Annotated in this window: 9 protein-coding genes; 7 read left to right on the top strand and 2 right to left on the bottom strand. The window is 61.2% G+C overall.

Annotated elements, in window-relative coordinates; translation table 11 throughout:
* Positions 1–16: 16 nt before the first annotated feature.
* The gene (locus RCAS_RS25985) at positions 17–298 is read right to left on the bottom strand and encodes a hypothetical protein (RefSeq protein ID WP_232279997.1); all 282 of its coding nucleotides are present in this window, start codon (positions 296–298) and stop codon (positions 17–19) included.
* Between the two features lie 37 nt (positions 299–335).
* On the opposite strand from RCAS_RS25985, the gene RCAS_RS25980 reads away from it, so the two are divergent.
* Entirely contained in the window at positions 336–719 is a 384-nt protein-coding gene (locus tag RCAS_RS25980; RefSeq protein WP_232279996.1) for a hypothetical protein, read from the top strand.
* 752 nt (positions 720–1471) lie between these two features.
* On the opposite strand, the gene RCAS_RS11730 is transcribed toward RCAS_RS25980, so the two are convergent.
* A complete protein-coding gene (locus RCAS_RS11730) occupies positions 1472–4819 on the bottom strand; it encodes a S8 family serine peptidase (RefSeq protein WP_012120781.1) in 3348 nt (1115 codons plus the stop codon).
* 800 nt (positions 4820–5619) lie between these two features.
* On the opposite strand from RCAS_RS11730, the gene RCAS_RS11725 reads away from it, so the two are divergent.
* The 6 genes from RCAS_RS11725 (at position 5620) to RCAS_RS11700 (ending at position 12036) form a co-directional block, all read left to right on the top strand.
* Complete coding sequence (locus RCAS_RS11725; RefSeq protein ID WP_157042631.1) at positions 5620–6276, top strand: hypothetical protein; 657 nt, start codon at positions 5620–5622, stop codon at positions 6274–6276.
* A gap of 602 nt (positions 6277–6878) precedes the next feature.
* Positions 6879–7574, top strand: coding sequence for a hypothetical protein (locus RCAS_RS23330; protein ID WP_012120778.1), 696 nt, complete (start codon positions 6879–6881; stop codon positions 7572–7574).
* A 67-nt stretch (positions 7575–7641) separates the two neighbouring features.
* Positions 7642–8475 carry a hypothetical protein gene (locus RCAS_RS11715; RefSeq protein ID WP_012120777.1) on the top strand — a complete coding sequence of 278 codons (834 nt, stop codon included), beginning with the start codon at positions 7642–7644 and terminating at the stop codon, positions 8473–8475.
* A 198-nt stretch (positions 8476–8673) separates the two neighbouring features.
* On the top strand, positions 8674–11259 hold the full coding sequence (locus tag RCAS_RS11710) for a helicase (RefSeq protein ID WP_157042630.1): 2586 nt from the start codon (positions 8674–8676) through the stop codon (positions 11257–11259).
* A 253-nt stretch (positions 11260–11512) separates the two neighbouring features.
* On the top strand, positions 11513–11776 hold the full coding sequence (locus RCAS_RS11705; RefSeq protein WP_012120775.1) for a hypothetical protein: 264 nt from the start codon (positions 11513–11515) through the stop codon (positions 11774–11776).
* A complete protein-coding gene (locus RCAS_RS11700; RefSeq protein WP_012120774.1) occupies positions 11773–12036 on the top strand; it encodes a hypothetical protein in 264 nt (87 codons plus the stop codon). Before RCAS_RS11705 ends, RCAS_RS11700 begins: the two co-directional genes overlap by 4 nt.
* The last annotated feature ends 13 nt before the right edge of the window (positions 12037–12049 follow it).

Raw genomic sequence — 12049 nt, 5'->3', positions numbered from 1 at the left:
AGGACCTTTGACGAACTCAGAGGAATGCCATGCGCGCGATGATCGCAACTCTGCTCGGATGCGCACTATTGCTGGCGGCATGCGGCAGCGCCAGCACAGGAGCTCTACCGGCCGAACCGACCCAACCGTCTAATTCGGCGCCTTCCCAACCGACGCAACCACCGCTCCCTACCGGCGTTCCCGGACAACCGCTGATCGCCGACACCCCTGTCCGACAACCAACGGCGACGGCTGCGTCTGTGGCGCCGTCATCCACAAACGGCGACCCAAGAATACCAACCGCTACATCGATGTTCACGCCCGTCCCAGTTGCCGAACAGGGGAAGGAGACACCCATGCCCACGCCCGATCAGGCGAATGAACCCATGCGCCCCGCGCCGCCATACAACGTGCAACCACTGACACCCCCTTTCGGCGCGGCGATGGATGCGCAGATCGATGCGGCGAAACAGGACCTGACGCAACGCCTGGGGATCGATGCATCAGCCATTGAGGTCGTGGAAGTTGATGCGGTCACATGGCCTGATACGTCGCTCGGTTGCCCGAAACCAGGGATGATGTACCCGCAGGTGCTGGTTGACGGCGTTCTGGTACAACTGCGCGCAAACGGGCAAATCTACCGCTATCACGGTGATGGTCAACGCCGGTTATTCCTGTGCGATGCGCTGGCAGGACCGCTCGGCGACCAACCGGGACGCCCACCGCGTGGCGATCCGTGATTGGGATGCCCGCTGCGGGTCAGGTATGATCTGGCGTGAATGAACACAGACACACGGATGCGGCAGATTCCTGCGGATTGGCGCACATTGGAAGAGGGGCTATCCGTGTCCATCCGTCTCGATCTGCGAGAATCCATGTCCTCTTCCACGCTTCGCGAACCAGAACATCCAGGCCGCTGCACGATCGCGCCCGTCCGCTACAAGGCGACCTGTGATCGAAGCGTTCTGGTATAAATGGAGATCCGAAAGACTACTCAGGCTCAGCAGGTTGCCGGTGATGAAATCGAATGAAGATTTTCGAACGCGCAGGATGGATCGAAGATCTGGCAGAACCTCATTGACGTGAATCTGCTGTTGTCATCTGCGGAGAAGCCGCCAAAGCGTCGCCGAAGACGATACGGCGGCAATGATCGCTGACTCTTTCGATTGTCTGCTGTCTGGCGCCTCCGACCAACGCGCTTCAAGAGCAGACCGCGCGCATAAGCAGAGCGGGCATGCATGGCGTTGGGATGCGCTGTTGGACCCTCACCCCCGCTCCACTCCCGCGCGCGGGAGCGGGGAGACTGGCGCCGTGCTTGCGACCGTCCCCCACGGCGGGAGTGCCGGTGTTCACTCGGGTGTTCTGTCCGCCCTTAAAACCAACGCGCCGCCGGATGGGAGGGGCGTGACGCCGCAGCGCCGCGCCCCTCCCATAGAACCCTCCCGCAGATGTCAGTCTACGGGAGGGCGCTGCTTTGCTGCCGGTTCAAACGTTACGGTCGCACAACTTCGCCGCTGAACGACTTAATGTACGTGCCGAAGAACGCCGGACTGGTCAACTCGGCGTAGTTCGTCCAGCGACCGACACGCACGCCCTGCGCCCGGAACCCGATGGTCACCGTCTGACCGGGAGCGCCAGGGGTCGTTGCGATGTAGACATCGTTCGACCCTGCCGTCGGAATCGTGCCGATAACCGGTCCGAAGCCGTCGTTACTGTAGATATTCGCGCCGCGATTGCCAAACGCATTCTCAGCGCCGACCGTGACGAACCCGCCATCACCGCTTGAAAGAACCGGACCATACGAGTAGGTGATGTCCTCGACGCCGTTCAGTCCGATCCAGATCTGGAACGTATTGACTTGACTATCACTCCAGTTTGGCGCATTCTCCCATTCCAGAATCAGCCAGCAGGCATTGGCCGGATTGCTACACGGACCGAAGCCGACAAGGTAAGCGTAGTAGTTGCCGCCAGCGCTGCCGTCGAGGTCAGTCCAGAACGCGCCGAGCGTGTTGTTCGGGCGCGCCGAGTTGGGGAAAGTGCGGTTGACGAATGAAATATCCGCCGCAGTGCCGCCGCCAACCACGGCATAACCGTTGCTGACCATAGCGACGGTGTTGTAGCTTTGCCCGCCAAACAGGAACGGACGCGAGAGGGTAAGATTGACGAGCGACTCGTCGCCAAGGGAGACATTGGGAGAAGCGCCGAGGCTCGCCAGCGAGAGATACCCGTTAAAGGTCAGCCGGCCGGCGCTCACATCCGGCGGCGCTGCGCCGGTCAAGGTCCCGCTATAGGTGAGACCGTTGCCCATCTCAGTTGCCCCACCGGTCACGCTGCCGCTTACCAGTTTCAACTGCCTGGGCATCGTGTCATTGAGCGTCACGCTTGCATTGCTGAAGGTCGTGTTCGAGATCGTGATCGTGCAGTCAGTTGTGCCGCGCAGCGCCAGCGTCGCCGGATTGCACCGCTTCTCCATGCGAATGTCCGGCTCGCCGCGCACGATGGTGATCGGGAAGCGGACCTGACAACCGTTGCGTTCGGTGAAGATAACGACCGCGTGGCGCACCTGACCTACCGGAACATTGCGCGCATCGACCGTAATGTCGAAGGTGTACGTGCCATTGGCCGGAACGAAGAACTCTTTTGGCGCCGTTACCGTAAAATCACGTGGCTGACCGGCCTGATACGAGACAGTGCTCTTGTAGAAACTATCGTAGCCCGACACCTCACGCGCCGTGCGGCTGACCGTGATCAACCCCGGCATCTTCGGGACGTACAGGCTGGGATAGTTTGCCTTCCACAGTTCGTTCTGCAACGTCACGTAATTTGCACCGGTTTCATCGAACGTCAACCCCGGATCCCACGCCTTGCGCAGATTAATGCGCCCAGAGCCAGCATCAAACGGGGTGAACGGCGTCACACCATCCTCCTTGAACACTCCGGCCGCTTTGGCTGTCGTCATCAACGCCGACTTGATCTGCCCTGGGGTCCACGTCGGGTGCAGCCACTTCAGCAAAATGGCGGCGCCGGCGTTATGCGGGCTGGACATCGAGGTGCCGCTGAGGAAGGCGAATTGCGGCACCGGCGTGCCATATTCAATCGCAGTGTAGCCGGCCAGAATATTGACGCCGGGCGCAGTAACGTCGGGCTTACTGATACCAAGCGTCTGGCCCGGTCCGCCGCGCGAGCTGAAGCCGGCCATCACATCACCCTGAATCGAGCCGGGGGCGCCGGCAGTGAAGGTCGCCGTCGCGCCGGGGTTGGCGGTCAGGAATGCCAGCAGCGCCGTACCGTCGGTATTCTGGATGTGAACCGTGGGAATGACATGGAAATCGGCATCGAGGCTGCTCGGCGACGGATTGTACAGGATCATGCCGACGGCGCCGCCGGCGGCGACATTGGCGCTCTTGGCGACGCGCGCAATCACGCCACGCTGACAGACAACGATCTGCCCGGTAAAGCTACCCGGCGCCGCCGGGTTCAGACAGAGCGGATCGGCGTTGTTGACCACAATTTGTGTTGGTGTGGCAATACCAGCGCCGCTCGATGCGCCGACGGCGGTGAACGTACCGCTGCTGCCCTGCACGGTGAGCGTACTCAGGTACGACCGGTCCGACGTGCTGGCGCCAACCGTGGCCACCCACGGCTCACGATGGTTGACCGTGTCGGCTGCGGGACCCGAGTTGCCAGCCGAGGCAGAGACCAAAACACCGGCGTTGTAGGCGTCGAGGAAGGCGAGCGAAGCAATATCGCTGTAGGGGTTGGTACCGCCGCTGATCGAGAAGTTAATCACATGCACGCCATCGCGGATCGCCTGCTGCACCGCTGCCGCCGAGTCGGTCGAGAAGCAGCCCAATTCACCGCAGACTTTGTAGTTGACGACATAAGCGCGCGGGGCGATGCCGGAGATCACGCCGAACACCCGGCTGCCATCACTGGCTGCCACGCCGCGATTGCCGGCTGCGGTCGAGGCCGTGTGGGTGCCGTGGCCGTCATCATCACGACCGGATCGGAATTCGTATGGCTCGGTGCCGACGAAGAAGTCATAGGCGGTCATAAAGCGGTAGGAGCCGATCAGTTTGTTGTTGCAGGCAAACGGCGCGTCGCCGGGGGTCGCACTGCCGAAATCGCACGCGCGCACACCGCCGGGGTTGCCCGGAGCAGGTGGCGGCGGCGCGTATGGCTTGCCGAGCGGATCGGGATCGGAGAACGAAGGGTGTTCGGGCCAGACGCCGCTATCGAGCACACCGAAAATGACCCCTTCGCCGGCAAAAGCCGAGCCGCCGCCTCTGCCCCATGCAGTGGTTGCGCCAATGAAAGCGGGAGTGCGGTAGGTTTCGATTTTCTCGATCCGGTCGTTGATCACGTCCACCACGTTCGGCAGGCGCCGCAGTTTATCGATCTCACCGACCGGCGCCACCACCGCAACGCCGCCGATGATCAGGTCAAAACGATGGGTGACACTCAGACCGGGAACCAATTGCTTCGCCCGCGCGACGAGCGCATCGAGTTCGGCGTTCAACTGGCGCAGATAGTTTTGTGCAGCCAGCGCATTCATATCCGTTATGCCATTTTGCGCCATAAACGTAGCCAGCGAGGGCGAGTCGATCTTGAGAAAGACACTCGCCATCGAGCCATCACGAGAGACAGCCATGTTCTTGTTGACTGCCAGGTCTTCGCGGTTCGTCACGGTCGCCGGTTCGATTGTCAGCGGCGTTCCGGGTGTTGGGCGATTTGGACGGGTTTGCGCCTCAACGGCGCGCAGCGGCGACAGCGCTGCCAGAATGAGCGACAGCAACAAAGTCATCGCTGCCAGACTCAGGCGTGTCGTGTAGCGTTTCATAGGCTCCCTGACCGTCTATTCAAGACAAAAACGGAAGACTCCAACAGCAAGGCATGCGCACCAACGCCGTGCCCACCTCCTCTCGCTGAACACATGCCAACAGGCGCTGCGGTGATAAGAGAACACCACAGCCATGACTTGATCTGGTTGACTGGATAGACCGGATACGAACTATCATAAATAAATCCGTATCAGTGTCAAGATACGAACAGATAGTTGCGGGAAACGTGGTTCAGAGCAACAGAATGAGGAAAACCGGATCAACGCCGCCGGTAAATGAAAAGATTGTTATCAGGAATTTACGCCATCACCGTCCTTGTGGAAGGGCGCAGAGCAATGACGATCTCTACCGACATCTCGCGTTTGCGGTTGCCGATCGTGATGGGTGTCAAAAGGTTTCAGGGGGTCCCAACACTCGCGCGCCGGTCGCCGGTTTGGCGTCTCTCACCGACGCACCGCCGGATGTTTCGGAACGACGCAGGCGCATTGCCGCGCCCCTCTTTCAGATAACAGTCTTTTCATCTCTCTTTCTGTACCAATCCACAATGTTGGTTATCAGAACCATATGAATCCCGTTTTGGCGCGCTGGAAGACATCCTGGATGGTCTGGAACATGACAGGTATAATACATATATCTCGTTAAAGCCACAACCCATAGAAGCATCCATCAGGTGCGTTGCCGGTGCAGCAGGTTTGCGGCGTGTGCAGACAATGCTCCAGGATTCGCCCTGCAGCTGACCAATAACGGCGTCAATCCGGTCGATGTCGAGACCTTCGCGCTGATCGGCGAGAATCCGTTCGTGACAGCATCACCGGGCGCAGGGCAGCAGGCGCCGCCGATGGACCTGCGGTATGTCGGGGTGGCGACCTATGGCGTGCCTCCGACCTTCTGCACGTCATCGCTCTTGATCCGGTTCGCTATCAACACTCACCAGCGTATCACGCATTCGAACTATCCGGTAGAGTTTGATCTTCTCTTCGATACCAACCGCGATGGCACGCCTGACTACATCGGCTTTACGTCGGAGGTAGGAACATTCGCCTCGTCTGGACAGAATGCATTCTTCGTTGGTCCGCCTGCGGGTCCTTTCCGTGCTTTCTTCTTCACCGAGCACCCGACGAACAGCGCGAACACGATTGTGACGATCTGCGGCGAGCAGATCGGCGTCACGTCGCCGGGCCAGCAGATCAACGTGGATGCGTATGTCTATGACAACTATTTCACAGGAAACGAGCTGAGTTCCATTGACGGCATGAGCACGGTGATCGGCGCACCACGGTATGTCGACTCGTTCTACCTGAGTCCATTGGGATTCGGCACGGCGCCGGGAGGCGGGAGCACATCGTTGCGGATCTTCACTACCGGCTCAACTGCGACCACGACCGAGTCCGGCATCCTGCTCATGTTCTCTTACGGTCCGTCCGGTAACGAAGCGCGCGCGATCAAGGTGCGGTAGCGCCAACATCGCGTCCTTCACCCCCGATCGCGCCCTATCGGCACGATCGGGGTTCTTTTTTATGGAACAAATCGGGCCGGTTCGGCGTTGAAGGGGTAGACACGTCGTTGATTACGCCGGGCGGTTGATGACAATCAAGAAAACTGTCCGGTTTTCCTGGGCGCTGCGGGCTGAAGCCCTTGCTGAGATCATGAAAGCCCCTGCGGGGCTTCCACGTCCTGAGCGAGGGCTTTCGCCCGCTCAGCGGGCGCGCGATCTGCCAGCGCAGATTTACTGGATGTATTTCACGTTCATTCGCTTGCAGATTATACCAATGACGATTGAAGATGCCGCATGCGTGTCATTCCGAGCGCAGCGACGGGTCATTCCGAGCGCAGCGACGGGTCATTCCGAGCGCAGCGACGGGTCATTCCGAGCGCAGCGACGGGTCATTCCGAGCGCAGCGAGGAATCTGAGCGGGTCGCGCAAGACCCCTCGCGCTGCTCGGGGTGACCATGCCGCATGGTCACAGGTCATTGGTATGAGAGGATGTGCAGCGTATGCCCGTCTGTTAATCTTCAGCCGCAGTATGGGTTGTGTTTTTCTCATGGAGGGACGGAACCATGCGCTTTCTCCTGCTCACAGGCGGTTTGATCCTTATGCTCGCTGCGTGCGGCGCCCCTACCGCCACACGAGGCGACACGTCCGTTCCCCCGGCGGGTGAGCCGTTGCTGCCATCGGCAGCGCCGCTCCCCACCGGTGAACCCGGGCAAAACCTGATAGCCGAACCATCGGCTTCACCCGCTGCCGAAACACCGGCAGCGGCGCCGTCTGTCGTAGACGCCGCGCCGGAAACTGCTGCAACGCCGGCGGCGCCACCTCCCACACCGCCGTCAACGGCTACGATGGCGCCGGTCCCCTCTCCTGCGCCACAGTCCATGGTCACTGCGGCGCCGACCGTGTCACTTCCCGCGCCCCCGCCGCAGGTCACAGCACTGACGCTGCCGACGCCGGAAGCGCAACCGCCGCCGGTGAATATCGGAGAGCAGGCGATCCTCCCGGCGGACCTGCTCGCACGTCTGATCGGTGACCTGTCGGTGCGGAGCGGCAGCGATCCGTCAACGATCACACTGATCGGCGCAGAAGCGGTGATCTGGAACGATGGATCGCTCGGCTGCCCGCAACCCGGTATGATCTATCCGCAGGTGCAGATCGAAGGGTACCGCGTTGTCCTGCGGGTCGGCGACCGCGACTACGATTATCGCATTGGGAAAGGCGGTTCGTTTGTGCTGTGCGAGCGTTCCACGCGCCAACCCTGAAGCATTGACAACCGAATGTGAAACACGGTACAATCGCTGACCAACGCAGTTCGCTGGAAAGAGACGCATGAACCCGCTCCCATCGCAGCGTCCGAGCATCCAGTTGATCCTGGCGGCGCTGGCGTTTCTTACCGGAGTGATCATTCTGATCGCGCGTTTTGGAGGGAGCCTCTCCGCTCCACAGTCCACGGTTATGCGCGCAACCGAGGCGCTGCCGCTTACGACGCCGTCCGCCACTCCGTCGCTAACGTCCACTGCAACGCCAACCGTCGCTCCCACCGCTCCCGCCGCGACGCCAACCGCCGCTCCCGCTGCGACGCCAACCGCCGCTCCCACCGCGACGCCAACCGCCGCTCCCGCTGCGACGCCAGCCGTCGCTCTCACCGCGGCGCCAACCATACTGTTATCGACTGCCACGCCAACGGCATCACTTGTTCCATCATCTCCGTCGCCAACACCGGCGGCAACGACGGCGCTCCCAACACCAACCGCCACCCCGACGCCGCCGACGCCAACCGCTACGTTCACGGCGATACCCGCGCAACTAACCGCCACGCCAACGACCACGCCGACGGTGGTCGCCGTCACCGTCACTGCAATGCCTTCACCGACGCCTGGAGTACGCACACTGACGTTGCTCGTCGATGGAACGCAGCCTCAGGTTGAGATTTCCTATGAAATTGGCGATACTGAGGTTGTGGTTGGCAATGCCATTGTGCCACCCTGGTTCAAGACCATCGAGGTGGCGTTCGATTTCGATGTGCGTCTGATAGCCGCAGGCACGGCAGAGTTCGGCGATGTGCGCTGCCAGATCACCGGCGATGCGGTGCCAACTCCTGGTATCGTCGATTACGACTCCAATCCGTATCCGTCAGTCGAGTGTGTGGTCGTCGGACAATAATCACGCCGTGTGCTAGAATTAGGAGTTAGGAATGAGGAGTTAGGAGCAATACCTTTCAAATAAGGACGACGAGCCATCATCGACGAGGCGAAAGCGTGGAGCCTTTGCGCCTTTGTATGAGCTTATTCGAAAGGTATTGGAGTGAGGAGTTAGAGATCAGGTTTTCGGTTCTTGGTTCTCAGTTCTCGGTTCTCACACGTGCAAAGCATCAGCGACATCATTCAGGCGATTGCGCGGCAACGCGGACGGGGCGACTCAACCCCATTGATCATGCTGCGCACGCTGGACGACATGCCCGGCGAGCGCATCAGCCATCTGCCGATCGACCCACAACTGGTGCAGGTTTGGCTCGCGTACACCGGGGAACCATTTCGCCCACACCAGGCACACGCGCTGGCGGCGCTGCGACGCGGCGAGCCGGTGGCGTTGCGCGCGGTATCCGGTGATATTGGGGCAACGTTGCACCTGCTGGCGCGCGCGGCGCTTGCCGAGGCGCACGGCGCAACCACCTTAATGCTGGCGTTTGATGACAGCCACGCGCGCGCGCTGTACGCAGCATTTGATGATGCCAATCAGTCGTTGCCGCGCCCACTTCAGGTTCCGGCAACGTCCACCACAGCGCTGCGCGTCAACCCCTTTGCACGAATGGTCATTGCAACGCCTGAGGCGCTGCATGATCGGGTACTGCGTCATCATCAGCGCGCCTGGAGCGCCTTCTGGAACGGATTACGCCTGATCGTGCTCCCGGATGTGCACCGGTTTACCGGCGTCGCCGGCGCGCACCTCGCCGATCTGCTCATGCGCGCCTATCGCGTTGCGGCGGCGCATGGCGCTGCGCCCGGCTTTTTGGCGTCATTGATGCGATTGAACGATCCTGCGCCTGCGTTGCACGCACTACTCGGCCGGTCCTGGCGCGTCATCGATGCCGACGATGGACCGCGCCCGGCGACAGTTGCGGCGATCTGGCAGGGAGGCGGCGCCTGGCTGCGCGAAACCATCGAACTGGTCACGCAGTGGCGGCGGCAGTCGTACCGGGTACATGTGCTGTGCGATGCGCTCGTGCGCGTGGCGCTTGCGGCTGCCATTGGCGACTCAGCGGATGTCACGGTCGGTTCCGACCTGCAACCGGCGCAGGTGCTCGTCTGCGCCGGTTTTCCCGGTTCGATCAGCGCCTTCCGGCGTCTGCTGGCGTCCGGGTATCAGGCAGTGATCGTCGTGCTTGGCGAGTTGCCGCAGGAACAGGCGCTGGCACGGCAGGTGTCCGTCGTACTCGACGGACCACTGACCGCCTGGGTTCCGCCGCCGGCAAACGTCTACGTGCTGGCGCAACACGTCGCGTGCGCCGCCAGTGAACTGCCGCTGACCGCCGCCGATGTCGATGCCTGGGGATGTGCGGAGATCGTTGCGCGGATGGCAGCACATCAGCAGTTGATCGAACTCCCTGGCGATGAGTCGATCTGGATCCCGGCAGGCGAGTACGATCCGTATGCAGAGTTCAGTGTGCTGGCAGCCAGCGGCGGTGCGATTACCGCGCGCTCGGAACAACCGCGCATTCGCGAATGTCTCGACCCAACCCTTTTTGAACGCTGGGCATTTGCGGGCGCCGCGCTGCCGCCGGGAGTCGGCGGGCTGCGCGTGGTGATGCGCGATGAAGAAGAGGGGAGCATCTCGTTGCGTTTGGAAACGAGTGGACGACGCACCTATCCGCTGCGTCGCGGGCAAGTCGTTATCCGCGATCTCCACGAGGAGCGCGCGATGACCCAAGATCAGCGGATGCTATGGGGGCGGGTCGTGGCGCACGAGACGATCTACGGTTGGCGCGAGTTGTCGCCTGGCGCATCTCCCGTTGACACGGCGCTCAATGCGCCGCACGAAAGCCGCTGGATCGCACCCGCTTGCTGGTTCGAACTACCGGTCGCGATCCAGGTGCAGGGGCAATTTGTCGGGTGGTGCCTGACGGCAGCGGTCGCGCTGCGCGCCCTGGCGTCGTTCACCGATCTCGTGCCGTTCTACGACCACGAACGACGGCGATTGTTTTTCGTCGATGCGCAACCGGGTGGAAACGGTCTGGCGCAGTGGCTCTACCAGAACGCCGAGGATGTGTTGCCCATCGCCTACGATGTAGCGCTGGCATGTCGCGCCGACCCGCTGCTCGAACCGTTGAGCCGCGTCGAGCAGGACTGGTTGCTCGCCCTGCTCGGTCGGGCGCCCGTTGAAACGCCACGCCGCAACGCATCACCGGCGCCGTCACCGCCAGATCCGCAGAGCGAACGGCGCCGGACCGTCGGATCGTCGTGTGACCCCCAATTATCCGCCACGCGCCGGGATCGGCGCCAACCGTTCCCATCCCCCGAACCGCCGCTAGCGCCGCGCGCTGAACCGGCGCAGCCTGCGCCCGACGAGCGGAAATCGATGCAGCGCATCGCGCCGTCGGCGCCGGAAACAACCGAACCATCACAGCCAAACGCTGTACAGAACGACGAGCGCAGCGAAGCGCCCGACGCCGCAGCGCTGATCGAACGGTTACGACGGCAGCGCGAGCAGCGTGAGCGGGTAAAGGGGCGCGTTACCCGTGCGACGTCGGCGCGCGAAACGGAAGTGCAACCGCGATTTGTCCCTGGCGACCGCATTTTCTGCCTGCCCTACGGTGACGGTGAGGTGCTCGACAGCCGCATCGAAGATGATCGAGAAATGCTGACGGTCCGTTTCCCCGACTATGGCGAATTGGTGATCGACCCGGCGCTCAGCCTGGTGCGCAAACTCGAACCGCCGCGTGAGAACTGAGAACCGAGAACCAATCTCCCAAACCCTAACCCCTGACCTCAATCTCTTAACCACATCGTAACACCATCCTCTTGCTCTCGCCTGACAGACATGCTACAATTTTTCGAAACATGGTCATATCTCACGCGCCCTGTCTGAATCTGAAAGATACGCAATGCGGCTTATTCATCGCGCGGTCCGACCATCGTTGTCACCCGCCGAAGCCGATATGATGCACCTCGAAAGCGCACACCCGTAAGGAGTAACCACCACGATGCAACACGAACGCATCGACTACCCAGAGCTACTCCGTTCGCTAGGGCAATTCATTCAGCAGCAGCACCTCAACGAAGTCGCCATTCTTGAGTTCGATCGCGGTTGGATCATCTCAGGAGTCACCTATCAAAGTACAGCGCAGGGGTTTATTCGGGTAGTGGCTGATTTTGTGCTCTCACACGAGGAGCTGCGCTACATTATTCAGCAGATGCGCGATCAGCGCAAAACAGAGCCGCCGCACAAGGGGAGGTGGCTGGGATGAAACTCTTTCGCGGGTTGGAGAAAACCGACTATCAGGATGTGCTGCGCGCGATTGGGCTTTATATAGACGAACACGGCTATACCGATGTGCGCATCATCGAAATCGAGGACGGGTTGGTTCTTCAGGGACGGGTGCGAGAGAAGAAAGAGATCGGGACATCAAGTTACGAGACGTTTCTGATCACCGACGACGATTTGAAGGAGATGGTGCGCACCGCGGCTGAACGACGCGGGCAGAAGCCGCCATCCTTCACTCAGTGATAGGATAGCAACC

Origin of the sequence: Roseiflexus castenholzii DSM 13941, assembly GCF_000017805.1 — a bacterium.
In the GTDB taxonomy this organism is placed as follows: domain Bacteria; phylum Chloroflexota; class Chloroflexia; order Chloroflexales; family Roseiflexaceae; genus Roseiflexus; species Roseiflexus castenholzii.
The sequence above is the reverse complement of the archived record's forward strand: the minus strand, read 5'-3'. Positions and strand labels throughout refer to the sequence as shown.

What these genes read in the sequence shown, in the direction of transcription:
- RCAS_RS23330 (WP_012120778.1), top strand. Translation starts at nt 6,879, where the DNA reads ATGCGCTTTCTCCTGCTCACAGGCGGTTTGATCCTTATGCTCGCTGCG.
- RCAS_RS11700 (WP_012120774.1), top strand. Translation starts at nt 11,773, where the DNA reads ATGAAACTCTTTCGCGGGTTGGAGAAAACCGACTATCAGGATGTGCTG.
- RCAS_RS11715 (WP_012120777.1), top strand. Translation starts at nt 7,642, where the DNA reads ATGAACCCGCTCCCATCGCAGCGTCCGAGCATCCAGTTGATCCTGGCG.
- RCAS_RS11705 (WP_012120775.1), top strand. Translation starts at nt 11,513, where the DNA reads ATGCAACACGAACGCATCGACTACCCAGAGCTACTCCGTTCGCTAGGG.
- RCAS_RS25980 (WP_232279996.1), top strand. Translation starts at nt 336, where the DNA reads ATGCCCACGCCCGATCAGGCGAATGAACCCATGCGCCCCGCGCCGCCA.
- RCAS_RS11730 (WP_012120781.1), bottom strand. Translation starts at nt 4,819, where the DNA reads ATGAAACGCTACACGACACGCCTGAGTCTGGCAGCGATGACTTTGTTG.